Below are 23,887 nucleotides of genomic sequence, written 5' to 3'. Positions count from 1 at the left end.
TTTTTTATGGGGAGATATTTTTATTCGGCATGCAGCTGTTCAGCTGCATAGAGCGTGTTCTCCAGCAGGCAGGCACGCGTCATGGGGCCAACACCGCCAGGAACAGGCGTGATCCAGCTGGCGCGTTCCAGAGCTGTTTCGTATTCGACATCGCCAACCAGTTTTCCATCTGCCTGGCGGTTGATGCCTACGTCAATGACGATAGCGCCTTTCTTGATCCACTCCCCCTTCACCAGGCCTGGTTTGCCTGCCGCCACAACCACCAGGTCGGCCTGGCTGACATGAGCGGCCAGATCACGGGTGAAACGATGAGTAACTGTTACTGTACAGCCGCCCAAGAGTAGCTCCAGCGCCATGGGGCGACCGACAATGTTGGAGGCGCCTACCACCACTGCATTCATGCCGTACAGGTCTGCCCCTATACTTTCCAGTAGACGCATGATGCCCTTGGGCGTACAGGGGCGGAGCAGGGGTATGCGTTGAGCGAGTCGACCTATATTGAACGGATGGAAACCATCAACATCCTTGTCGGGACTGATGCGCTCAAGCAGATTGGAAGCATCAAGGTGAGCGGGTAGGGGAAGCTGAAGCAGGATGCCGTCAACTGCAGCATCTGCGTTCAGTGAGTCAATCAGCGCTTCCAACTCCTGCTGTGTGGTGGTGCTGGGAAGGTCGTACGCCCTGGATACAAAGCCTACTTCCTCGCAGTCCTTTCTTTTGTGAGTAACGTATACCGTGGAAGCTGGGTCGTCACCTACCAGAATGACTGCCAGGCCAGGGGCGCGTAACCCGTGTTGACGCCGCTGGGCAACGCGTTGGGCAATTTCTTGGCGGAGAGAAGCGGCGATCGCTTTACCGTCGATCAGTTGAGCAGTCATATGCAGATAGGTCTTGCTAATGGAAGAAGGATGCTTATTTTCGCATGTACGCACTAAAGGAAGAAGCCTTGGTGAAAGGGTAGTTAACCTATCTTCTTAATTTTTTTAAAAAAATTGTTGACGAGTGGTCGAGTCATTCGTAATATACGCCCCGCTTGCCGAGCACAGCCTGAAACGAAATGAGAAGGCGATGCGAACCGGCTCAGCTTCTTAGGAGGCTGTTTCGTAAGCAACGGTTGCTGCGCAATAAAGCGCCCGTAGCTCAGCTGGATAGAGCATCCGCCTTCTAAGCGGATGGTCGCAGGTTCGAGTCCTGCCGGGCGCGCCACTGGCGGTTCGGCGCAAGCAATGCAATATGGTGGGCGTAGCTCAGTTGGTAGAGCACAGGATTGTGGCTCCTGGTGTCGTGGGTTCGATTCCCATCGTCCACCCCATATTGAGAACATCAGGCATTATTAATGCCTGATGTTCGTTTTAAGTGTTACGCGGATGTGGTGGAATTGGTAGACACACTGGATTTAGGTTCCAGCGCCGCAAGGTGTGAGAGTTCGAGTCTCTCCGTCCGCACCATAGTGAAAAAGCCGACAGCGATGTCGGTTTTTTTTTGCCTTGAAAATGGCTGGCATGTTTCGGGTATGAGCGAGAGGGGTTGCAGGCTTTTTTCATGCTTGGTGACCAATACCTGCTTTATGCAGGATGACTTCCGTATCCTCTACCTCTAGAATGCTTGCCCTGTTTCTGGGGGCCGGAACGGCCGGCCTATGTCTGTGCCATGAGGATTATCCATGCAAGTTTCTGTTGAAAGCACCTCCGCTCTTGAGCGCCGAATGACCGTAGGCGTGCCGGCCGAGCGTATCGAGACCGAAGTCGCCAAGCGTCTGCAGCAAACTGCTCGCCGCGTGAAAGTGCCTGGTTTCCGTCCTGGTAAGGTGCCGATGAGTGTTATTCGTCAGCGCTACGAAGCCAGCGCTCGTCAGGAAGCCTTTGGTGATCTGATTCAAGAAACATTCTACGAAGCCATCGTTCAGGAAAAACTGAACCCGGCAGGTGCTCCTTCTGTTGAGCCCAAGGCTTACGAAAAAGGTAAAGACCTTGAATACGTCGCTACATTCGAAGTATTCCCTGAGTTTGAAGTGAAAGGCCTGGAAGACATTCAGGTTGAGCGTCTGCAGTCCGAAGTCGCTGATAGCGATCTGGATAACATGCTTGAGATTTTGCGTAAGCAGAACACTCGTTATGAGGAAGTCGACCGCGAAGCGGCCAACGATGATCAGGTCACTATCGATTTCGTAGGCAAGATCGACGGTGAAGCCTTCCAGGGCGGCTCTGCAAACGGTACTCAGCTGGTGCTGGGCTCCGGCCGCATGATTCCGGGCTTCGAGGAAGGCCTGGTGGGTGCAAAGGCGGGCGAAGAGCGTGTGCTTAATCTGACCTTCCCGGAGGATTATCAGAACCTGGATCTGGCTGGCAAGACTGCCGAGTTCAGTGTGAAGGTAACCAAGGTTTCTGCTCCGCAGCTACCTGAAATGAACGAAGAGTTCTTTGCTCAGTTCGGCGTTCAGGAGTCTACTCTGGAAGGCTTCCGTGCTGAAGTTCGCAAGAACATGGACCGTGAGCTGCGTCAGGCGATCAAGAACAAGGTCAAGAACCAAGTTATGGATGGCCTTATTGCTGCTAACCCGATCGAAGTTCCAGCCGCTCTGATCAACAGCGAAGTTGATCGTCTGCGTGTTCAGGCTGTTCAGCAGTTCGGTGGCAACATCAAGCCCGATCAACTGCCGGCTGAGCTGTTTACCGAGCAGGCTAAGCGCCGTGTTGTTCTGGGTCTGATCATTGCGGAAATGGTCAAGCAGTTCGAGCTCAAGCCTGACGACGAGCGTGTACGTGCACTGATCGAGGAAATGGCCTCTGCCTACCAGGAGCCTGAGCAGGTCGTTGCCTGGTACTACCAGAACGAGCAGCAATTGAACGAAGTGCGTTCGGTTGTACTCGAAGAACAAGTCGTAGATACTGTTCTTGAAAAGGCTAAAGTGACCGATAAGCAGGTTTCCTACGAGGACGCGGTCAAACCGGCCGAGGCCCCGCAAGCAGCCTGATCTTTACCCGCCTCGAATCACATAAGCCAGCCTCGTGCTGGCTTATGCGTCTTAAGGCAAGACCATCCTGATAGGGAGTGATCGCAGGACATGTCCCGCAATTCGTTCATGCAAACAATGCCCGAAGTTCAAGCCGCTGGCGGCCTGGTGCCCATGGTGGTCGAACAATCTGCTCGTGGCGAGCGCGCGTATGATATCTACTCGCGTCTGCTCAAGGAGCGGGTGATTTTCCTGGTAGGCCAGGTCGAAGACTATATGGCCAACCTGGTGGTCGCTCAGCTTCTGTTTCTGGAAGCGGAGAACCCTGACAAGGATATTCACCTCTACATCAACTCACCTGGTGGTTCGGTGACAGCTGGTATGTCTATCTATGACACCATGCAGTTCATTAAGCCCGATGTCTCGACAATCTGCGTAGGCCAGGCGTGCAGTATGGGTGCCTTGCTACTAGCAGGTGGTACTGCCGGCAAACGCTACTGTCTGCCTCACTCTCGTATGATGATCCACCAGCCCTTGGGTGGCTTCCAGGGTCAGGCATCGGACATCGAAATTCACGCGCGTGAAATTTTGACGATCCGTGAGCGTCTAAACAAAGTGTTGGCCCATCATACGGGTCAACCCATGGATGTTATCGCCCGTGATACCGATCGCGATAACTTCATGAGCGGTGATGAGGCTGTGAAATACGGCTTGATCGACAAGGTGTTGGAAAAGCGCAATATTCCCGCTTGAGCCGGCAAGCCTGCCACTAAGTCATGATTACTGAGTGGCAGGCTTGAAAATGCATAGATTTGCCTTCATCTTGTTCCTGTAAGTAACCCGATTGGATTGATCGAATGACAGATACTCGCAACGGTGACGACAACGGCAAGCTGTTGTATTGCTCTTTCTGCGGCAAGAGCCAGCATGAAGTGCGTAAGTTGATTGCCGGTCCCTCAGTCTTTATTTGCGATGAATGTGTCGACCTGTGCAATGACATCATCCGTGAGGAAGTACAGGAAGCCCAGGCCGAAAACAGTGCACATAAACTTCCAGCACCTAAAGAAATCAGTACGATTCTTGATCAGTACGTGATTGGTCAGGAACGTGCCAAGAAAGTATTGGCTGTAGCGGTATACAACCACTACAAGCGTCTCAACCAACGTGAGAAGAAAGATGACGTTGAGTTGGGCAAGAGTAATATTCTGCTTATTGGACCGACAGGTTCCGGTAAGACTTTGCTGGCTGAAACGCTGGCACGTCTGTTGAACGTACCGTTTACCATTGCGGACGCCACTACGTTAACCGAAGCAGGTTACGTGGGTGAGGACGTTGAAAATATTATTCAGAAGCTTTTGCAGAAGTGCGATTACGATGTTGAAAAAGCCCAGATGGGCATCGTCTATATCGATGAGATCGACAAGATTTCGCGCAAGTCTGATAACCCCTCTATTACTCGAGATGTATCGGGTGAGGGCGTGCAGCAGGCTCTGCTCAAGCTGATTGAAGGTACGGTAGCCTCAGTACCCCCGCAGGGCGGACGCAAGCATCCTCAGCAGGAGTTCCTGCAGGTGGATACGCGTAACATCCTGTTTATCTGTGGCGGTGCATTTGCCGGATTGGAAAAGGTCATCCAGAGCCGTTCTACCAAGGCGGGCGGAATTGGTTTCAATGCTGAAGTCCGTAGCCAGGAATTGGGCAAGAAAATCGGTGAGTCACTTCGTGATGCCGAGCCTGAAGATCTGGTCAAGTTTGGTCTTATCCCAGAGTTCGTTGGTCGTTTGCCTGTAATCGCAACGCTAGATGAACTTGACGAAGCGGCGCTCATGCAGATTCTGACCGAGCCCAAGAATGCACTGACCAAGCAGTATGGCAAACTCTTCGAAATGGAAGAGGTGGATCTCGAGTTCCGTCCAGACGCTTTGAAGGCAGTGGCCCGCAAGGCATTGGAACGTAAAACAGGCGCACGTGGTCTACGGTCCATACTCGAGGGCGTTCTGCTCGATACGATGTATGAGATTCCTTCTCAGAAGGAGGTCAGCAAAGTCGTCATCGATGAGAGCGTCATTGAGGGTACTTCCCAACCGTTGTTGATTTACGAAAACAACGACCCGGTCAAAGCGGCACCGGATGCATAAATAAAAAGGGGCCCTGCGGGGCCCTTCGCATTAGTTAGCCTTGTTTTCTGATCGATCAGGCCGCATGTTAGAAAAACATGCCATACGGTCGTTTCTATGCGGCCAGTCGAATGCCAAGAGCTGAAACCATGAATAAAACGATTGAATTGCCTCTTTTACCACTGCGTGATGTAGTGGTGTATCCGCACATGGTAATTCCGCTCTTTGTTGGGCGTGAAAAATCTGTTGAGGCCCTGGAAGCTGCCATGGCCAGCGACAAGCAGATCCTACTGCTTGCGCAAAAGAATCCTACCGACGATGATCCAGACTCCGATGGCCTGTACCGCATGGGTACCGTTGCCACTGTCTTGCAACTGCTCAAACTTCCTGATGGCACTGTTAAAGTGCTGGTAGAGGGTGAGCAGCGCGGCAACATTGAGCGTTTTGTTGAGGCCAAGGGTTATTCTCGCGCTGAGGTTCAGCTGATTGAGGATACCGAAGCGGCAGACCGCGAGTCGGAAGTCTTTGCTCGTAGCCTGATGAGCCAGTTCGAGCAATATGTCCAGCTGGGCAAGAAAGTGCCAGCAGAGGTGCTGTCTTCACTTAATGGTATCGACGATCCAGGTCGCCTGGTCGATACGATGGCAGCCCATATGGCGCTTAAGCTTGAGCAGAAGCAGGAAATCCTTGAGATCGTAGATCTTGCTGAGCGAGTCGAGCACGTTCTGGCGTTGCTGGACGCAGAAATCGATCTGTTACAGGTCGAGAAGCGGATCCGTGGTCGCGTCAAGAAGCAGATGGAGCGTAGCCAGCGCGAGTATTATCTGAATGAGCAGATGAAGGCCATTCAGAAAGAGCTGGGCGACATCGACGAAGGCCACAGTGAAATCGATGACCTGAAAAAGCGCATCGACAATGCCGGTCTGACTAAGGAAGCGTTGGCCAAGGCCAATGCAGAGCTGAACAAGCTCAAGCAGATGTCTCCCATGTCTGCCGAGGCTACAGTAGTACGTTCCTACATTGACTGGCTTGTGAATGTCCCATGGAAGGCGGAAAGCAAGGTCCGTTTGGATCTGAGCAAGGCCGAAGACATTCTTGATGAAGATCACTACGGTCTTGAGGAAGTCAAAGATAGGATTCTGGAGTATCTCGCTGTCCAGAAACGAGTCAAGAAAGTACGTGGCCCGGTATTGTGCCTGGTTGGTCCGCCTGGGGTAGGTAAGACGTCTCTAGCTGAGTCCATCGCGCGCTCCACTGGCCGCAAGTTCGTTCGTATGGCCCTGGGTGGTGTGCGTGATGAGGCTGAGATTCGTGGCCATCGTCGTACGTATATCGGCTCCATGCCTGGTCGTTTGATTCAAAAGATGACCAAGGTTGGCGTGCGTAACCCATTGTTCCTGCTCGATGAAATCGACAAGATGGGTAACGACATGCGTGGTGATCCTGCTTCTGCTTTGCTGGAGGTATTGGATCCAGAGCAGAACCATAACTTTAATGATCACTATCTGGAAGTTGATTACGACCTGTCCGACGTCATGTTCTTGTGTACGGCTAACTCCATGAATATTCCAGCACCGCTGCTGGATCGTATGGAAGTGATTCGCCTGCCAGGTTATACAGAAGACGAAAAGGTCAACATTGCGACCAAATACCTGATACCCAAGCAGGTCAAGGCCAACGGTTTGAAAAAGGCCGAAGTAACCTTTGATGAATCGGCTCTAAGAGATATGGTGCGTTATTACACCCGCGAAGCAGGTGTCCGTAGTCTTGAGCGTCAAGTGGCTAAGGTCTGCCGCAAGATCGTTAAGGAGCATGCGAAGGAAAAAGCATCTCAGCAGGCGGTAGTAAGCAGTGAGGCGCTTGAGCATTACTTGGGCGTACGCAAGTTCCGTTACGGTCTCGCAGAGCAGCAGGACCAGATTGGACAAGTGACAGGTCTTGCATGGACTCAGGTAGGTGGTGAGTTGCTGACAATCGAGGCGGCAGTAGTGCCCGGCAAAGGGCAGCTGATCAAGACCGGCTCGCTGGGCGATGTAATGGCGGAATCCATTACTGCAGCACTGACGGTTGTGCGTAGCCGTGGCAAGAGTTTGGGTATCACTAAAGACTTCCATGAGAAGCACGATATCCACATTCACGTACCAGAAGGCGCTACACCCAAAGATGGTCCAAGTGCTGGTATCGGTATGTGCACCGCGCTGGTGTCGGCTGCTACCCGGATCCCGGTGCGTGCTGATGTAGCCATGACAGGTGAGATTACGCTGCGTGGCCAGGTACTGGCCATTGGTGGTTTGAAGGAGAAATTACTGGCGGCACATCGCGGGGGAATCCGTACGGTGGTCATTCCGGAGGAGAATGTACGCGATCTGCGCGACATTCCGGACAATATTAAGGCCGATTTGGTGATTAAGCCTGTCAAATGGATTGACGAGGTCCTTCAGGTTGCGCTGCAATATGCGCCGGAGCCCTTGCCAGATGCGGCTCCTGAAATAGTCACGAATGAAGAAAAGCGCGAGCAGGATTCAAAAGATAGAATCAGCACGCACTAGCCAGAGCTTCCTTGACACTTTTTTTGAGCCCTTGGTATAAAGCGGCTCTTCAAGTGTCGGGCATGCCTCACAGCATCCATTTTTGCCTACACACGTAATATATTCTTATCAGAAATGAACAAGGGGACTTAGAGTGAACAAGTCGGAACTGATCGATGCCGTTGCTGCATCTGCTGATATCCCGAAAGCTGTAGCTGGGCGCGCTTTGGACGCAGTGATCGAATCTATCACTGGTGCCCTGAAGAGCGGTGATCCGGTTGTGCTTGTCGGTTTCGGCACTTTCGCTGTCAAAGAGCGTGCAGCACGCACTGGCCGCAATCCGCAGACTGGCAAGCCGATCGAAATCGAAGCTGCCAAGATCCCTGGTTTCAAGCCCGGCAAAGCGCTCAAGGATGCTGTGAACTGAGTGCTTAAGGGTTTTGGTTTCAATAGACGTCTGTCTGTTGAGTTCTAGCACGTGATACCGTTTGGTTCATTCCGCACGAAGACTCGCCAAAGCCCCGTTTAACAGAAGGCGCATCCTCTGATGCGCCTTTTCTCTATTCGCAATTCACCCATGCTGCCTAGCCTTTGGCCAGATGCAGCCGTTTTGGGGGGCGCATGCTGCAGAACATCAGGGAACATTCACAAGGCTGGATAGCCAAGGTCATCATTGGCGTCATTATCTTGCTGATGGCATTGACCGGATTCGAGGCGATCATTCGCGCCGGTAGCCACCAAGGTGCCGTAGCACTGGTAAATGGTGAGGAAATACGCCAGACCGATCTCAATCAGGCTGTGGAGATGCAACGTCGCTCTCTGGCGCAGCGTCTGGGCCCTAATTTCGATCCTGCTCTTCTGGATGAAAAACGGTTACGCGACGCGGCTCTAAAGGCCCTGATCGAGCGCGAGCTATTGCTTCAGGATGCCAAGTCGAACAAGTTTGCTTTTTCTGAAGCGGCTTTGGACCAGCTCATACTTCAAACACCTGAGTTCCAGGTTGATGGGCAATTCAATGCCCAGCGTTTTGACCAGACCATTGCCCAGATGGGTTACTCACGTCTTCAGTTTCGCGAGATGCTGAAGCAGGAGATGCTCATGGGGCAACTCAGGGCGGGTATTGCAGGTACCGGTTTTGTAACCGATGCCGAATTGAATGCATTCGCAGCTTTGGAACGGCAAACTCGAGACTTCGCAACCCATGCGGTTAAAGCGGATGCTTCGAAAGTTGCAGTCACCAATGATGAATTACAAGGCTACTATGACGATCATCGTAGCGAATTCATGACGCCTGATCAGGTGGTCATTGATTATATCGAGCTAAAGAAAAGCGCTTTTGCCGATAAGGCGCAGGTCAAGCAAGAAGACCTTCAGGCCCTTTATCAGTCGGAAACCGCTAACCTTTCCGAACAGCGTAACGCCGCTCATATCCTGATCGAAGTGAACGACAAGGTGAGTGACGAGCAGGCCAAGGCCAAGATTGATGAAATCAAAACTCGTCTGGACAAGGGGGAGGATTTTGCTTCGCTAGCCAAGAAGTTCTCTCAGGATCCTGGTTCGGCCAACAAGGGCGGTGAGCTCGGTTATGCTGGGCGAGGGGTGTATGACCCTGCTTTTGAAGAGGCCTTGTATGGTTTGAACAAGGGAGACGTTTCTGCTCCCGTACATTCGACATTTGGATGGCATCTGATCAAGCTGCTTGGCGTTCAGGAAGCCAAAGTACCTTCGTTGGAGAGCATGAAGCCGCGTCTTGAGGCTGAACTCAAGGCTCGCGAGGCTGATCGCCTTTTTGTAGATGCTACCCGCAATCTTGAAAGCGCAGCGTTTGAAGCTTCAGATCTTAGTCAGCCTGCTCAAGAGCAAGGCTTGAAAGTGCAAACCAGCAAGCCATTCGGACGTGAGGGCGGCGAAGAAGGGATTATTGCCAATCGTCAGGTTGTCCAGGCTGCTTTCAGTCCCGAAGTGCTGGAGGATGGTGCCAATAGCAATGCTATCCAGTTGGACGATGAAACGGCTGTCATCCTGCGCGTTAAGGAGCATCGCAAGCCTGCTCAGCAGAGCTTTGATGATGTCAAAGACAATATCCGCAGCACGCTGACCAAGCAGAAGATAGCTGAGACTGCTCGTCAGCAGGGCGAGACGTTGATTGCTGACCTGAAGGCAGGCAAGGCCAATTCGATCAAAGACTGGAAAGTCGTCGAGGCTGCTACACGTAATCAGGAGGGCGTTGACCCGGTAGTACTCCAACAGGTGTTCCGCATGAATAAGCCTGGAGACAATTCCAAGCCGACTTATGCAGGAGTCAATCTGGCTGATGGGACCTACATGGTTATTCGCTTGACGGGTGTCAGCGTTCCGCAGGGCACCTTTACTGACGAAGAAAAGGCTATGTATCGCCGTTTCCTCTCTTCACGCAGTGGCCAAGAGGACTTTGCGGCTTACCGCCGTGCATTGGAGTCCAAGGCAGAAATCAAGAATCTTTGATTTCTGACAGGTAAGTAAAAGAAACCCCGCTTCGGCGGGGTTTCTTGTTTAAACATTAAATTTGTCGCGAATATCGTAGTACCAGGCGCCCAGGGCGGTAAATGGAACGCGGAAAAGACGGCCGCCAGGGAAGGGGTAGTGGGGTAGCCGGGCGAATGCATCAAAGCGCTCAGCGTGCCCTGCCAGTGCCTCACCAAGCACGGTACCGATCAGATGGGTAAACGTAACGCCATGTCCGCTGCAACCTTGCGAATAATAGATATTGTCGCCCAGGCGGCCTACCTGAGGGAGGCGGGACAGAGTCAATAGGAAATTACCGGTCCAGGCATAATCAATCTTGACGTTGGCCAGTTCTGGAAAGGTTTTTGCCATCTTAGGGCGTATGATTTTTTCCACATCGGCAGGATCACGTGCGCCGTATATAACGCCACCGCCATATATGAGTCGACGATCAGCCGAGAGGCGATAATAATCTAGAAGGTAGTTGCAATCCTCGACACAATAGTCTTGAGGAAGTAATCGTTTTGCCGTTTCCTCAGAGAGGGGTTCGGTGGCAATCACTTGCGTTCCACAAGGCATGGATTTGGCTGCCAGCTCTGGAATGAGATTACCCAGATAAGCATTACCGGCTACCACAACATACGTCGCTCTTACACAACCTTGTGGAGTATGTACAACAGGCTTAGGGCCACGCTCGATGCGTACGGCAGGTGTCTGTTCGTAAATAGTCCCGCCCAATGACTCAACGGCGTCTGCTTCTCCTAGAGCGAGATTAAGGGGGTGGATATGACCGCCGCTACGATCCAGCATACCCCCGGCATATCGATGGGTGCCTACGACTTGCTCAATGGCTCTTTTATCCAGCATTTCTAGTTCATGGTGCCCATGGCGAGCCCAAAGGGCTTGCTGAGCTTCCAGATGTTGTATCTGTCGGGCGTTGAAAGCCGCGAAAACGCCACCGTTCTTCAGGTCGCACTGAATACCATAACGGTTGACTCGTTCTCTGATGATACGTCCGCCTTCGAAGGCCATTTGACCGATCAGTTGCGCTTCACGGGCAGGCAAGGTTCGCTCGATAACATCAATATCCCGGCTATAACTGTTGACGATCTGGCCGCCGTTGCGGCCGGATGCACCAAAACCTACCCTGGCGGCCTCGAGAATTACAACGCTGTAGCCTCGCTCAAGCAGTGCAATGGCAGTGGAAAGACCGGTATAGCCAGCGCCGACAATACAAACGTCAGCAATGCGTTCACCTTCAAGCATGGGGCGCTTGGGCGCAGGATGAGCAGAGGCCGCATAGTAGGAGTTCGGATAGGATGTGTTCGGCATATTCATTCCCTGTGTGAAATTTTTTACGCTCTAACGCGATAGTAGCTCAGCTGCCAGTGCCGTTCTAGCAGCCGAAAGTAGGGCAGGGAGAAACGAAAAGGCCCGCCGGTGGCGGGCCGAATGAGGTTACTGGACGGTTTCCTGTTCGCTGAACAAGCCGTCAAACAGCATGGTGGACAGATAGCGTTCACCGGAGTCAGGTAGGATGACAACGATTGTCTTTCCCTGCATGGCGGGTTCACGGGCAAGGCGTACGGCCGCCGCCATGGCGGCTCCACACGAGATGCCACAGAGGATACCTTCCTCACGCATAAGCCGTTGGGCCATGGTCTTGGACTCATCGTCACTGACGCGTTCCACTCGATCCACCATGGAAAGATCCAGATTTTTCGGTACGAAGCCAGCGCCGATCCCCTGGATCTTGTGAGGGCTGGGTTTGACTTCCTGTCCGGCCATGGTCTGGGTGATAACAGGCGAACTCTCCGGCTCTACCGCTACTGACAGGATAGGCTTGCCCTTGGTGTTTTTGATAAAGCGGGAAATACCGGTCAGTGTGCCGCCGGTACCAACACCCGCCACCAGGACATCCACCGCGCCATCGGTGTCGTTCCAGATTTCCGGGCCAGTGGTTTTTTCATGAATGGCCGGGTTGGCCGGGTTTTCGAATTGCTGGGGCATGAAGTAGCGAGAAGGATCGCTTTCCGCAATTTCTTTGGCTTTTTCAATCGCGCCCTTCATGCCTTTGGCGGGCTCTGTCAGTACCAGCTCGGCACCTAGTGCCTTGAGAACCTTGCGACGCTCCAGGCTCATCGAGGCGGGCATGGTCAGGATGAGCTTGTATCCACGGGCTGCTGCAACATAAGCGAGACCAATGCCGGTATTGCCGGACGTAGGTTCGATCAGGGTCATGCCGGGCTTGAGCTTGCCGTTGGCCTCCGCATCCCAGATAAGGTTGGCGCCGATTCGGCATTTCACTGAGTAGCCCGGGTTACGGCCTTCGATCTTGGCCAGAATAGTGACCCCTTTAGGCCCAAGGCGATTGATGTAAACCAGAGGTGTGTTGCCAATGGATTGTGCGTTATCAGCGAAAATTCGGCTCATCTAAAGATCCCTGCATGGGTCAACAAATATGAGTTCAGCCTAAGGCTATGGCGTCAAGGCGTCCAGTCCAAGGAAACTGACACTGGCATGGTCGGTCCATGAAAGACATGCCAGAGGGAACCGAGCCATGAAACTGCGCTATAAAACGCCTGCACTTGTCATCTTGAGCATAGTTGCCCTGTTGGTTATCGTGCAGCTCGCCATGCCTTATGTCATACGACATTACCTCAATACCAAGTTAGCGGACATGGGCGATTATCGGGGACATATTGCCGATGTCGATCTGGCGTGGTGGCGGGGCGCTTACCGTATCGATGGACTCAAGATCGAAAAGGTGACAGGCAAGGTACCCGTACCGTTTCTGGACGCGCCCAGCATCGACATTGCCGTGAGCGGAAGAGCGTTATGGGAAGATCACGCCATTGTCGGGAGGATTATTTTCGAGCGCCCCGAACTTAACTTTGTCGACGGCGGCGATGATCCGCAGTCCTCTCAGACAGGTGAGGGTACGGACTGGCGTGCTCAGTTGGAGAAGATCATCTCGATCACCTTAAATGAGGTGCGTGTAGAGGATGGCACGCTCAGTTTCCGTAATTTCAACTCATCACCCCCCGTCAATCTACAAGCAACCCAGGTAAACGCCAGCCTTTACAACCTGACCAATGCGGCCGATGCACAAGGCAAGCGGGTAGCGCGTTTCGAAGGCAAGGCCACTGTGCTGGATAATGCACCGCTGGAAACCTCGGCAGAGTTCGACCCCTTCAGCGACTTTAGTGACTTCCTGTTTCGGCTGAGGGTAACGCAGGTAGACCTGCCCAAAATAAATGACTTTGCCAAGGCGTATGGCAAGTTTGACTTCAAGTCCGGTAGTGGTGATCTGGTCATTGATGCCAGGGCTGATAATGGACAGCTCAGCGGCTACATCAAACCCTTGTTCAAGAATGTCGACGTCTTCGATTGGCGTCAGGATGTAGAAAATAAAGACAAAGGATTTTTCCGCGGGCTGTGGGAAGCCGTGGTAGGAGGAAGTCAAACCCTTTTGAAAAATCAGCGTAAGGATCAGTTCGCGACTCGAGTTGAATTGCAGGGCAGCGTCAAGCAGCAGGATATCAGTCCTCTACAGGCGTTCTTTTCCATCCTGCGGAATGCTTTCATTCAGGCATTCAGCGCTCAGTATGAGGATCGGGGTTAGTGTATCGCCTGTGCTTTATGCCTATTATCACGTCCTGTTGATCAATCCCGAGGGTTGCCCATGAAATTTGAAGGTACGGCGGATTACGTAGCAACCGCTGATCTCCAATTGGCTGTAAACGCAGCCATCACCTTGCAGCGTCCGCTGCTGATAAAAGGGGAGCCTGGTACTGGCAAGACGCTGTTGGCTGAGCAGCTGGCGCAGGCTCTTGGTACACAATTGATCACCTGGCATATCAAGTCCACTACGAAAGCGCATCAAGGGCTGTACGAATACGATGCCGTCAGCCGGCTGCGCGATTCCCAGTTGGGTGTCGACAAGGTTCATGACGTTGCCAACTACATCAAGAAAGGCAAGCTTTGGGAGGCATTCGATGCGCAGGAGCGGGTCGTTCTGTTGATTGACGAGATCGACAAGGCGGACATTGAGTTTCCAAACGATCTGCTGCAAGAGCTGGATCGCATGGAGTTTTATGTATATGAAACAGGCGAAACGGTTCGTGCCCAGCATCGTCCCATCATTATCATTACGTCCAATAACGAGAAGGAGCTACCTGATGCCTTTCTGCGTCGCTGCTTCTTCCATTACATTGCGTTTCCTGACCACGATACGTTAAAGCGTATTGTGGAGGTGCATTTTCCGAATATCAGCCAGACGCTGGTCAATGAGGCGCTGGAGGTGTTCTTTGATATCCGTCAGGTGCCTGGACTCAAGAAAAAGCCTTCCACGTCAGAGCTGGTCGATTGGTTGAAGCTGTTGATGGCCGATGATGTCGGTGAGTCGGTTCTGCGTGAACGAGACCCTCGCAAGGCTATTCCGCCGCTTGCCGGGGCCTTGGTCAAAAACGAGCAGGATGTTCAGCTGCTTGAGCGCCTGGCTTTCATGACGCGGCGAAACGGCTATCGATAATCAAGGAGGTCCTATGCTCAAGGGTAGCTGTCTATGCGGTGCGGTGACTTATGAGGTCGATACTTCGCTTGCAAAAGCCACCCACTGCCACTGCTCGATGTGCCGCAAGGCCCATGGTGCGGCCTTTGCTACGTATACGACTGTGTCTAAGAAAAGCTTTCGTTTCACGACCGGTGAAGCAGATGTTGCAGCCTACCGTTCGTCTCCAGAGGTGGTTCGTACGTTCTGCCAGCGGTGCGGGTCGAATCTACAGTTCTTGCGGGATGGCCGGGATACGCTGGGGTTGGCGCTAGGATCATTGGATTCCGCGCTTGGTGCCTTGCCTGTCGATGAGATTTTTACCGAGGCCCAGCCGTCGTGGTATCAAGCGCCGGTGCGTCATGACTGATCGTTCTCCAGCCGGGAATAGCCGATGCTGCTGAGTCTTTTTCATGAGTTGCGTTCTGCTCGAATTCCCGTTTCCCTGCGGGAGTTGCTGGATCTGCATGAAGCGCTACTGACAGGTGTCGTGTTTGCAGACATGGACGCCTTTTACTTTCTAGCACGTACTATCCTGGTCAAAGACGAACGTCATTTTGATCGCTTCGACAGGGCATTTTCAGCGTATTTTGACGGACTTCAATCACTCGACGAGGCGCTGAAAGTATTGATCCCGGATGAGTGGTTGCGTAAAGCCTTTGAGCGCTCATTAACGCCCGAGGAGCGTGCGCAGATTCAGTCATTGGGTGGTCTGGACAAACTCATTGAAACCTTCAAGCAGCGTTTGGCTGAGCAAAAAAGTAAGCATGCTGGTGGCAACAAGTGGATTGGTACGGGCGGCACCAGCCCCTTCGGCTCAGGGGGGTATAACCCTGAAGGCATTCGTGTCGGCGAGGCAGGTGAAAGGCAGGGAAAGGCCGTCGAGGTCTGGGAGCAACGTGAGTACCGTAACCTGGACGATCAGGCGGAGCTCGGGCGCCGGAATATCAATGTTGCTCTTCGGCGTCTACGTAAGTTTGCCCGGGAGGGGGCAGCGGAAGAGTTTGATATCGAAGGCACTATCGATCATACCGCCCGCGATGCTGGACTGCTGAATATCCAGATGCGGCCCGAGCGCCACAATGCGGTCAAGCTTTTGCTGTTGCTGGATATCGGCGGGTCGATGGACATGCATGTGCAGGTCTGTGAGGAACTGTTTTCAGCCTGCCGCACTGAATTCAAGCATTTGGAATATTTCTACTTCCATAACTTCATCTATGAATCAGTCTGGAAGGACAACCAGCGCCGGATGAGCGAGCTGACGTCTACGCTTGATCTATTGCATCGCTATGGCGAGGACTACAAAGTGGTATTTGTTGGCGATGCGTCCATGGCGCCCTACGAGGTACTTCAGCCCGGCGGTAGTGTGGAGCACTGGAATGAAGAAGCAGGCTCAGTCTGGATGGAGCGATTCAAGGCCAAATTTCGAAAGATCATCTGGCTTAATCCCTATCCGCAGCGGGTTTGGGAGTACACATCCTCTATTCAGATCATCCAGGAATTGGTTGAGGGGCATATGTACCCATTGACCCTTGAAGGCTTGGAAGAGGGGATGCGTTACCTCGCACGTGGGTAAGGCTTGCAGGGCAAGCCTTCTATTAGTCTGGAGCGAAAGGAGGGGCCTCGGTAATTTCTATCAGGAAGGGCCTATCGGGTGGCGCATCGAGGAGTAGTTGTTCCAGGTGTTGATGATCAGAGGCTTTTGCGGCTGCGCAGCCAAAGCCTTGAGCTAGCGTTATAAAGTCGGGTGTATAAATGTCTACACCCAGCGGTGTAATGGCGCGCTGCTTCATGTATCGCTTGATCTCACCGTATCCCTGGTTATTCCACAAGAGAACGATGATTCCGACACGCGCCTCTACGGCGCTGGCCAGCTCCGGCAGGGTAAATTGGATACCGCCGTCACCGATCAGGCAGATAACCGGCCGATCTGGACAGGCCAGCTTGGCTCCAATGGCGGCTGGCAAGGCATAGCCCAAGGTGCCGTAGCCCGTAGAGGCATTGAACCAGCGACGTGGCGAGCACAGCTCGATGATATGGTTACCGGCATAAACCGGCTGTGTTGAATCACCTACATAACAGGCATCGGGACAGGCGCGACTAAGCGTATCGAACAGTGTGCGGAAGTGGCTGAATGGTGCCAGTGTGTCGGCTAGCTCACGCCGGGCCTTGGCCACACGCTCGCGACCGCTACCGGTTGCCTGAAAAATGTCAGGAGGCAATCTGTTCAGGAGCTCTTGGATAGTCGTCCTTGCATCCGAGACAATACCCAGCCAGGGCTGGTAGTTACGGGTAAGTTGATCAGGGTCTATATCGATTCGGATCAGGTCACCACTCAGTTCGAATCCACCATCGAAAACCACGTCATAATCCGTCTCGCCCAGTTCTGTCCCGATAGCCAGAATGACATCCGCCTCTTTTGCCAGTTGCCTGACGGCGGGCAATGACTGGTTGCACCCCAATGCCAGTGGATGGTGGTCAGGCAGTACTCCTTTGGCATTAATAGTGGTAGCGGCAGGCGCTGCGAGTCTATCGACAAGAATCCTGGCTTCGCTGGCTGCGGCAATACAGCCGCCTCCCAGTAGTACCAATGGACGTTTGGCGTTTCCGAGTCGCTTGGCGGCCAGGTCGAGCTGCTGCGGGTCAGGTGCCGGGCGGCTGAAGCAGGGTTTGCGTACAAGGGACAAGTGATCGGCGGGCGCGGTAATGACGTCGAGGGGAAGTTCAATGTGTACAGGTCGAGGCCTTTGGCTTTCGAATACTGCAAAGGCTTGGGTCAGGACCGCAGGCAGCTGGTCGACATCCAGCAGCGTATGACTGAAGGCTGTCACCCCGGCGGTCATGGCGCGCTGATCGGTCAGCTCATGCAGATAGCCACCGTTCCGCCCCAGGCGAGCCCGCGTAGTTACGCTTGAAATGACCAGCATGGGGATGGAGTCTGCATAGGCTTGAGCCATGGCAGTCAGGATATTGGTTACGCCGGGGCCGGTAATGACAAAGCAGACCCCGGGCTTGCCGCTGGCGCGAGCGTAACCGTCCGCCATGAAGCCTGCACCTTGCTCATGGCGAGGCGTGATATGGCGAATGCTGCCGTCTGGTAAGCCTCGGTAAAGCTCAACGGTATGAACACCGGGAATGCCAAATACCGTATCCACGCCCCAGGCTTCAAGTTGTCGAACCAGAAATTGGCCGCAGGTAACCATGCTAAATCTCCTCAGGCGCGGTTGTTGCCAGGGCATGTTGAGCGGAGCGAGCCAGAAGGCTCAGCAATACGAAGCTGCTCAGACTGACCGCCAGACTGAAATAAATGGGCGTGTTAGCTTCCAGGCCATCCTTGAACATGAAGATCAGTGCCGTCAGACAGCCCAACAACATGCTGGTGATCGCGGCAGGTGTGGTTGCTCGCTTCCAATAGATGGCGCCGATCAGGGGAATCAACATGCCGCCAACCAGCAGGTTATAGGCGCACGTCAGCGCGTTGAGTACATCGTCTACTGCCAGGGCAATACCCAATACGATGAGTCCGACGAGTAAGGTAAACAGACGGTTGAGCGAGAGATTGGTCAGCGGCCTTCCCTGACGCAATACCGGGATCAGGTCTTCCGTTAAAACTGTGGAAGCAGCCAGCAGGGCCGCGCTGGCGGTAGACATCATGGCAGCCAGAGCGGCAGCGATCACCAGGCCCCGGATGCCATCCGGCAGGGCTGCCTGAACGATTGCGGCAAAGGCATTGTTGGCATTGTCCAGATCCGGTAAGAGCACCTTGGCTGTCATGCCAATCAGGGCTCCACCTAGTCCGTACAACACGCAATAAATGCCTGCGGTAGTACCTGCATAGCGGGCGACGCGCTCATTTCGGGCAGTAAATACCCGCTGCCAGATATCCTGTCCGATCAGGACGCCAAAGAAATAGATGACGAAGTACGTCACGATCGTGCTCCAGCCAATGGCGGTAAAGCTGAAGCTAGAGGCAGGCAGCTTGGCAACGAGTTCATCCCAGCCGCCAATCCTGTACAGGCAGATCGGCAGGAGGATGAACATCAGGCCTACGGTCTTTATGACGAACTGGACGATATCCGTCAGTGTCAGGGACCACATCCCTCCAATTGCGGAATACACCACTACCACGCCGCCGCCGATCATGACGGCCAGCCAGAAGGGAATGCCAAAAAGCACCTGCATGACTGTACCGATGGCAATGGTCGAGGTCGCTGCCAGCATAAGTGCATAGGCCACCATGATGACGGCGCTGGCTTGGCGTGCGGTTGTGTTGTAACGCCGTTCCAGCACCTGAGTCACGGTAAAGATGCGAAGTTTAAGGAGCGGTTTGGCCAAAAACAGATTCAGGATAATGATGCCAAGCCCCAGCGCCGCACACAGCCAGAACCCGGAGATACCGTGTACATAGCCCAGGCGCACTGTACCTACCGTGCTGGCGCCGCCCAATACAGTAGCCGCCATAGTGCCCATGTAAAATGTGGGGCCGAGGTTGCGACCCGCCACTAGAAACTCATCATGGGATTTGGCGCGGCGCATACCGATCCAGCCTAGTAAAAGCATGGCAGCTACATAGGCGAGGATCACAAGGATATCCAGGGCCATGAAGGCCTCCTTTAGAATCAGTTGAATAAGGAGCCGGGCAACGAGAGGCTTCAGGCATGTGCCTTGAGCCAGCCGTCGATCAGGTACCGCAGGCGTTCACCGGAAAAACTGGGGAAATGCCCGCCGTGTACCGTGCGGATAGGCATTTGTCGAAGTCGCTCCAGACTTAAGGCATAGGCTTCCAGATTCGAGTGGTAGGCATCCTCGACCAGCGGCCCGTCGTAAATAATGTCGCCGCTGAATAGCGTTGCGGTGGCGGCTTCCCATAGGCTGATGCCGCCAGGCGAATGCCCGGGTGTATGCAGGATCTCCAGGTGGCGATCGCCGAGGTCAAGAATGTCGCCTTCCTCTATCAGGCGAGTTGCCGGAGCAGCTTTGACGCAGTATTCGGCATAGCACAGCGGGCAGTCAGGGTGTGCCTCGAACATGGCGTCCGTGACATACCCGGCCGCCAGGGTATTCTCGCGGGTGGGATGGGCGAGAATATCGGCTTCAGCAGGGTGCGCCAGACGCTCATCGAACTCATGATGCCCAGCGATATGATCGAAATGCGTATGGCTTGCCACGGCCGTCAAGGGACGCTCGGTCAGCCAGGGAAGTTGCTCTCGCAGACTGACGACACCTGAACCACTATCGATCAGGACATCACGCTCTCGTCCTTGAATGTGCCAGAGGTTGCAGCGGTAAAAGGGCCGAATGTAAGGTTCGTGGATCAGACTGATCCCATCGGCGCCACGCTTTACCTCAAACCACTGATCTCGGCTGACAATGTTCATAGGTGTCACTCCAGAGGTCAGGATAGGCTGGCGTTGGAGCGGATCAGCGCAGGGCCGCCGCGCGTTGCAGATGCGTTGAGCCAGGCAGGGCCATAGACTTCGATCGGTTCTGGAAAAAGCCGGAGCAGCAGGCTGTAGAGCAGGGCGGCCATGCCTAGCGTGATGGGCAGGCTGATATCAATTCCGCCTGCCAGCTCGCCTAAGGGGCCTACGAACTGACCGGGCAGGTTGACGAATAGCAACCCAACCACCGCGCTGGGAATCCAGGCGCCCAGGCCCCGCCAGTTCCAGCCGTGGTGGAACCAGTAGCGTCCGCCACGTTCGCCGCGAGTAAAGACCTGCAGATCGTCAGGGCAGTAAAAACCGCGCCGATTGATCAGTCCGATGATCATGATGATCATCCAGGGGCTGGTGCAGGTAATGATCAGCACTGCAAATGTCGACACGCTCTGAACCAGATTGGCGGCGAAGCGGCCGATAAAGATGAATACAATGGCCGCAACACCAATGAGGAGCGTGGCACGTACTCGAGTCAGTACACGAGGGAAGACGCTGGACATGTCCAGCCCTGTTCCATAGAGCGAGGTGGTGCCGGTAGACATTCCACCAATGGTGGCAATCAGGCAGACGGGCAAAAAGAACCAGCTGGGGGAGATGGCTAATAAGCCGCCCACATAGTTATTCTCAGCAATATACTGAGGGGCTTTTACGGCCACGATGCTGGCCGTGGCCAGACCGAACAGGAAAGGAATCAGCGTTGCGACCTGGGAAAGCACCACGGCCAGCATGATGTGCAGTTTAGATGTCTGGCGAGGAATGTAGCGTGCCCAGTCACCCAGGAAGGCGCCGAAGGAGACCGGGTTACTCATGGCAACCAGCGCCGAGCCTATGAACGCTGCCCAAAAGCCTTCTGTGCCGGGATTGAGCGTGCCGGCATAGCTTGCGTCGAACGGCCCTGCAAAGGCTGCGATTCCCAGCATGAACAACACGCTGGCGCTAACGACCGCGACCTTGTTCACCCAGAGCAGGAAGCGGAAGCCATACAGGCAGACCGTCAAAACCAGTATGGCAAATACGCCGTAGGCCAGTCCGAGCGTCAGGTCTGTTTCAGGAAGACCGATCAGGCGCTTGGCACCTCCGATCAGGGCATCGCCTGAACTCCATACGGAAAGTGAAAAGAATGCGATAGCGGTCAGCAGGGAAAGGAACGAGCCTACAATGCGACCATGTACACCGAAATGAGCCCCAGACGAGACGGCATTGTTCGTGCCGTTTATAGGGCCAAATAAGCCCATGGGCGCAAGGATAACCGCGCCGGTCATGACGCCCAGAAGAATCGCCCAGACGCCTGCCTCGAAAGACAAGCCAAAAAGAATAGGAAAACTGCCCAGCACGGCGGTAGCGAAGGTATTCGCTCCACCAAAAATCATGCGAAACAAATCGAAAGGAGTGGCATTGCGCTCGGCGTCCGGGATTTTTTCGACGCCAAAGGTTTCGATACGGGTGATACCGTTAGGGTTATCCATGGTCGCCTCGACACGGTTATAGGCCACTGCACTGAGCGATGGCTTCTTTTGTTATCCCCGCAGGCACTGCGCTCGCGGGTTGGTGTTCGGCAGTACGGCAAGGCCGGAAGGCTGATTGCCTGAGGCAAGTTCTGGACCTGCCTCAAACGGGAGTCTTTGCGGACTCCTCGGATTTATTTATCGTTACAGTGGCTACCGGCGTACCACCCCAGGCAGCACACACAACATTTCATAAAGCAGGTTGGCGCCCAGTAGAGAGGTGTTGCCTGTAGTGTCGTATGGGGGAGATACCTCCACAAGATCGCCTCCCACTAGATCAAGCCCGTGGCAGCCGCGGATAATTTCCAGTGCCTGAATGGTGGTCAGTCCGCCTATTTCAGGGGTGCCGGTTCCTGGAGCCCAGGCGGGGTCAATACCGTCGATGTCAAACGACAGGTAAACAGGGCCGTCTTGCACTTTTGCCCGGACTTCCGCCATCAGAGGAGAGAGTGATGTGTGCCAGCACTCTTCCGCCTGCACAACGCGAAATCCCTGCTCACGGCTCCAGTTGAAATCTTCTGCCGTATAACCCTGGGCACGTAGTCCGATCTGCGCGACGCGATTGCAGTCCAGCAGGCCTTCTTCGACTGCTCGGCGAAAAGTAGTGCCATGAGCAATCTTCTCGCCAAACATGTGGTCGTTCACATCGGCATGGGCGTCGACATGAACCAGCCCAACCTTGCCATATTTCTTCTTCATGGCTCTGAGAATGGGCAGGGTGATCGTATGGTCACCTCCAAGGGTGAGCGGAATGACATTGTGCTCAAGAATGCCGTCATAGGCCTCTTCAATAATCCGTACGGCATCAAGAAGGTTGAAGGTATTGATGGCTACATCGCCAATGTCGGCCACCGAGAGCGAATCGAATGGTGCGGCGCCGGTTGCCATGTTGTAGGGGCGGATCATGACGGATTCGGCGCGAATTTCGCGTGGACCAAAGCGGGTGCCGGAGCGCAGTGATGTTCCAATATCCAATGGCACGCCAACGAAGGCGGCGTCCAGCCCGGCAGGCGACTCGAGGTGAGGCAAGCGCAGCATGGTCGCGATGCCCCCAAAGCGTGGCATCTCGTTACCACCCAGCGGTTGATGAAGTTTTTTCTCCACAATCGATCTCCTGCCTGCGAAACGATGGCCCGATTGTGTGAAGGAAACAGCGCCTGAAAAATCGGCACGTGCAAAAAATCAGTTCAGAGATTTCTAAACTATCGGATAGGCTGAAAAAAATAAGACAACGGATCCTGTCCATGGCCAATGCGCTGCACGATATTCGTCTACTCAGAATTTTCGCGACTGTTGTCCAGAGCCAGGGCTTTGCGGCGGCACAGCGTGAACTGAATCTGTCAACGTCAGCCATCAGCACCTATATGAGCCAGTTGGAAAGCCAATTGGGCATCACCTTGTGTCATCGTGGGCGCGGCGGGTTTGGGCTGACCAGCAAGGGTGAGATGTTTTATCAGGAGACGTTGAGAATCCTGGGAGAGATCGAAGGCTTTGAGCGATATGCAGCTGCGCTCAAGGGCGAGCTGAGCGGTACGCTCAAGCTGGGGATGCTGGACTCGTTAGCCAATGAGCCTGCCTTGTCATTGGCGGATGTTATCGGTGCTTATACAGGTGAATACCCCTCAGTCCACATTCATCTGACGGTCATGAGTCCTTATGACCTTCAACTGGCCATTCTTGAAAACCGTTTGGACTTAGCCATCGGTGCGTTTTCTGCGCGAATGAATGGGGTAACGTACCAGCCACTTTATCGTGAACAACATTGGTTGTATTGCAGCGACCGCCATCCTTTATTCAAGGAAAGACATATTCCCGAAGAACTTATTACTCAACAAAGAATGGTCCGAAGAGGCTATTGGAGTCAGGCCGAACTGGCTCGGCATGGGTTCAAGGAAAGTGCGGCAACAGTTGAAAGTATGGAGGCTCAGTTAATATTAATTCTTTCAGGAGCTTATATAGGTTATCTACCTGAGCATTATGTTCATGCGTGGGTTAATCAAGGGCGATTACGTGCTTTACAGCCAGCAATGTTTGGCTATCAAGCGCCATTTTCGCTCATATTTCGCCGAGGCCGTAATCGCGAAAGTCTAATACAGACTTTTCAAAGAATTCTTAAAGCTCATATGCGGCGTGCCGATAAGTAATCGACGTTAAAAAATGATGACAACTAACATGAATGCTATTTGCCATCATTTAAGCGAACGTCCGATTATTTGGAAATCAAGAAGGCTTCTCCGCCATGCGCAAAAACCTGCCAGTGACACAACAGGCTCGTACATTCAGGGAAAGTGAGCGTCTTATCTCAACGAC

Annotated in this window: 19 protein-coding genes and 3 tRNA genes; 14 read left to right on the top strand and 8 right to left on the bottom strand. The window is 53.7% G+C overall.

What is annotated here, in order from left to right; translation table 11 throughout:
* Positions 1-20 precede the first annotated feature (20 nt).
* Positions 21-878, bottom strand: coding sequence for a bifunctional methylenetetrahydrofolate dehydrogenase/methenyltetrahydrofolate cyclohydrolase FolD (folD, locus tag GM154_RS23550; RefSeq protein ID WP_026003862.1), 858 nt, complete (start codon positions 876-878; stop codon positions 21-23).
* A 251-nt stretch (positions 879-1,129) separates the two neighbouring features.
* Here folD and GM154_RS23545 point away from each other — a divergent pair.
* From GM154_RS23545 to GM154_RS23505, 9 genes are all read left to right on the top strand, one after another.
* Positions 1,130-1,206 (top strand) — tRNA-Arg (locus GM154_RS23545).
* Positions 1,207-1,236: 30 nt separating this feature from the next.
* Positions 1,237-1,312, top strand: a tRNA-His gene (locus GM154_RS23540).
* A 51-nt stretch (positions 1,313-1,363) separates the two neighbouring features.
* Positions 1,364-1,448: transfer RNA gene (locus GM154_RS23535), tRNA-Leu, on the top strand.
* A 215-nt stretch (positions 1,449-1,663) separates the two neighbouring features.
* Positions 1,664-2,974: a trigger factor gene (gene tig / locus GM154_RS23530; protein ID WP_074824076.1), complete on the top strand. Its 1,311-nt coding sequence runs from the start codon at positions 1,664-1,666 to the stop codon at positions 2,972-2,974.
* 90 nt (positions 2,975-3,064) lie between these two features.
* Positions 3,065-3,706, top strand: coding sequence for an ATP-dependent Clp endopeptidase proteolytic subunit ClpP (gene clpP, locus GM154_RS23525; protein ID WP_010794775.1), 642 nt, complete (start codon positions 3,065-3,067; stop codon positions 3,704-3,706).
* A 104-nt stretch (positions 3,707-3,810) separates the two neighbouring features.
* Positions 3,811-5,091, top strand: a complete 1,281-nt coding sequence (gene clpX / locus GM154_RS23520) for an ATP-dependent Clp protease ATP-binding subunit ClpX (RefSeq protein WP_010794774.1) — start codon at positions 3,811-3,813, stop codon at positions 5,089-5,091.
* 128 nt (positions 5,092-5,219) lie between these two features.
* Entirely contained in the window at positions 5,220-7,619 is a 2,400-nt protein-coding gene (gene lon / locus GM154_RS23515) for an endopeptidase La (RefSeq protein ID WP_219653559.1), read from the top strand.
* Positions 7,620-7,752: 133 nt separating this feature from the next.
* Positions 7,753-8,025, top strand: coding sequence for an HU family DNA-binding protein (locus GM154_RS23510; protein ID WP_010794772.1), 273 nt, complete (start codon positions 7,753-7,755; stop codon positions 8,023-8,025).
* A 194-nt stretch (positions 8,026-8,219) separates the two neighbouring features.
* Positions 8,220-10,082, top strand: coding sequence for a SurA N-terminal domain-containing protein (locus GM154_RS23505; RefSeq protein ID WP_219653558.1), 1,863 nt, complete (start codon positions 8,220-8,222; stop codon positions 10,080-10,082).
* 48 nt (positions 10,083-10,130) lie between these two features.
* Here GM154_RS23505 and GM154_RS23500 read toward each other — a convergent pair whose 3' ends face one another.
* Together GM154_RS23500 and cysK are read right to left on the bottom strand one after the other, a co-directional pair.
* Positions 10,131-11,414, bottom strand: coding sequence for an FAD-binding oxidoreductase (locus GM154_RS23500; RefSeq protein WP_219653556.1), 1,284 nt, complete (start codon positions 11,412-11,414; stop codon positions 10,131-10,133).
* A gap of 126 nt (positions 11,415-11,540) precedes the next feature.
* On the bottom strand, positions 11,541-12,515 hold the full coding sequence (gene cysK, locus GM154_RS23495) for a cysteine synthase A (protein ID WP_125889819.1): 975 nt from the start codon (positions 12,513-12,515) through the stop codon (positions 11,541-11,543).
* A gap of 127 nt (positions 12,516-12,642) precedes the next feature.
* Here cysK and GM154_RS23490 point away from each other — a divergent pair, with 127 nt between their 5' ends.
* The 4 genes from GM154_RS23490 to GM154_RS23475 are packed head-to-tail and all read left to right on the top strand — an operon-like array spanning position 12,643 to position 16,210.
* Complete coding sequence (locus GM154_RS23490; RefSeq protein WP_219653555.1) at positions 12,643-13,707, top strand: DUF748 domain-containing protein; 1,065 nt, start codon at positions 12,643-12,645, stop codon at positions 13,705-13,707.
* A gap of 60 nt (positions 13,708-13,767) precedes the next feature.
* Positions 13,768-14,616, top strand: coding sequence for a MoxR family ATPase (locus tag GM154_RS23485; protein ID WP_219653553.1), 849 nt, complete (start codon positions 13,768-13,770; stop codon positions 14,614-14,616).
* 13 nt (positions 14,617-14,629) lie between these two features.
* Positions 14,630-15,004 carry a GFA family protein gene (locus GM154_RS23480; protein ID WP_219653551.1) on the top strand — a complete coding sequence of 125 codons (375 nt, stop codon included), beginning with the start codon at positions 14,630-14,632 and terminating at the stop codon, positions 15,002-15,004.
* A 24-nt stretch (positions 15,005-15,028) separates the two neighbouring features.
* Positions 15,029-16,210 (top strand): VWA domain-containing protein, encoded by a 1,182-nt coding sequence (locus GM154_RS23475; RefSeq protein WP_219653550.1) that lies wholly within the window; start codon positions 15,029-15,031, stop codon positions 16,208-16,210.
* Between the two features lie 22 nt (positions 16,211-16,232).
* Here GM154_RS23475 and GM154_RS23470 read toward each other — a convergent pair whose 3' ends face one another.
* The 5 genes from GM154_RS23470 to speB form a co-directional block, all read right to left on the bottom strand.
* Complete coding sequence (locus GM154_RS23470) at positions 16,233-17,837, bottom strand: 5-guanidino-2-oxopentanoate decarboxylase (protein ID WP_219653549.1); 1,605 nt, start codon at positions 17,835-17,837, stop codon at positions 16,233-16,235.
* Between the two features lies 1 nt (position 17,838).
* Complete coding sequence (locus GM154_RS23465) at positions 17,839-19,236, bottom strand: sodium:solute symporter (RefSeq protein WP_219653548.1); 1,398 nt, start codon at positions 19,234-19,236, stop codon at positions 17,839-17,841.
* Positions 19,237-19,286: 50 nt separating this feature from the next.
* Entirely contained in the window at positions 19,287-20,012 is a 726-nt protein-coding gene (locus GM154_RS23460; RefSeq protein ID WP_219653547.1) for an MBL fold metallo-hydrolase, read from the bottom strand.
* A 17-nt stretch (positions 20,013-20,029) separates the two neighbouring features.
* On the bottom strand, positions 20,030-21,538 hold the full coding sequence (locus tag GM154_RS23455; protein ID WP_219653546.1) for a cytosine permease: 1,509 nt from the start codon (positions 21,536-21,538) through the stop codon (positions 20,030-20,032).
* 192 nt (positions 21,539-21,730) lie between these two features.
* Complete coding sequence (gene speB, locus GM154_RS23450) at positions 21,731-22,681, bottom strand: agmatinase (RefSeq protein ID WP_219653545.1); 951 nt, start codon at positions 22,679-22,681, stop codon at positions 21,731-21,733.
* A 140-nt stretch (positions 22,682-22,821) separates the two neighbouring features.
* On the opposite strand from speB, the gene GM154_RS23445 reads away from it, so the two are divergent.
* Positions 22,822-23,721, top strand: coding sequence for a LysR family transcriptional regulator (locus tag GM154_RS23445; RefSeq protein WP_019365201.1), 900 nt, complete (start codon positions 22,822-22,824; stop codon positions 23,719-23,721).
* The last annotated feature ends 166 nt before the right edge of the window (positions 23,722-23,887 follow it).

Origin of the sequence: Pseudomonas sp. MAG002Y, from assembly GCF_019400845.1 — a bacterium.
Taxonomy (GTDB): domain Bacteria; phylum Pseudomonadota; class Gammaproteobacteria; order Pseudomonadales; family Pseudomonadaceae; genus Chryseomonas; species Chryseomonas luteola.
The sequence above is the reverse complement of the archived record's forward strand: the minus strand, read 5'-3'. Positions and strand labels throughout refer to the sequence as shown.

Excerpts from the sequence above, each read along its gene's own strand:
- folD (WP_026003862.1), bottom strand. The coding sequence starts at position 878 with ATGACTGCTCAACTGATCGACGGTAAAGCGATCGCCGCTTCTCTCCGC.
- tig (WP_074824076.1), top strand. The coding sequence starts at position 1,664 with ATGCAAGTTTCTGTTGAAAGCACCTCCGCTCTTGAGCGCCGAATGACC.
- clpP (WP_010794775.1), top strand. The coding sequence starts at position 3,065 with ATGTCCCGCAATTCGTTCATGCAAACAATGCCCGAAGTTCAAGCCGCT.
- clpX (WP_010794774.1), top strand. The coding sequence starts at position 3,811 with ATGACAGATACTCGCAACGGTGACGACAACGGCAAGCTGTTGTATTGC.
- lon (WP_219653559.1), top strand. The coding sequence starts at position 5,220 with ATGAATAAAACGATTGAATTGCCTCTTTTACCACTGCGTGATGTAGTG.
- GM154_RS23505 (WP_219653558.1), top strand. The coding sequence starts at position 8,220 with ATGCTGCAGAACATCAGGGAACATTCACAAGGCTGGATAGCCAAGGTC.
- GM154_RS23500 (WP_219653556.1), bottom strand. The coding sequence starts at position 11,414 with ATGCCGAACACATCCTATCCGAACTCCTACTATGCGGCCTCTGCTCAT.
- cysK (WP_125889819.1), bottom strand. The coding sequence starts at position 12,515 with ATGAGCCGAATTTTCGCTGATAACGCACAATCCATTGGCAACACACCT.
- GM154_RS23490 (WP_219653555.1), top strand. The coding sequence starts at position 12,643 with ATGAAACTGCGCTATAAAACGCCTGCACTTGTCATCTTGAGCATAGTT.
- GM154_RS23485 (WP_219653553.1), top strand. The coding sequence starts at position 13,768 with ATGAAATTTGAAGGTACGGCGGATTACGTAGCAACCGCTGATCTCCAA.
- GM154_RS23480 (WP_219653551.1), top strand. The coding sequence starts at position 14,630 with ATGCTCAAGGGTAGCTGTCTATGCGGTGCGGTGACTTATGAGGTCGAT.
- GM154_RS23475 (WP_219653550.1), top strand. The coding sequence starts at position 15,029 with ATGCTGCTGAGTCTTTTTCATGAGTTGCGTTCTGCTCGAATTCCCGTT.
- GM154_RS23470 (WP_219653549.1), bottom strand. The coding sequence starts at position 17,837 with ATGGTTACCTGCGGCCAATTTCTGGTTCGACAACTTGAAGCCTGGGGC.
- GM154_RS23465 (WP_219653548.1), bottom strand. The coding sequence starts at position 19,236 with ATGGCCCTGGATATCCTTGTGATCCTCGCCTATGTAGCTGCCATGCTT.
- GM154_RS23460 (WP_219653547.1), bottom strand. The coding sequence starts at position 20,012 with ATGAACATTGTCAGCCGAGATCAGTGGTTTGAGGTAAAGCGTGGCGCC.
- GM154_RS23455 (WP_219653546.1), bottom strand. The coding sequence starts at position 21,538 with ATGGATAACCCTAACGGTATCACCCGTATCGAAACCTTTGGCGTCGAA.
- GM154_RS23445 (WP_019365201.1), top strand. The coding sequence starts at position 22,822 with ATGGCCAATGCGCTGCACGATATTCGTCTACTCAGAATTTTCGCGACT.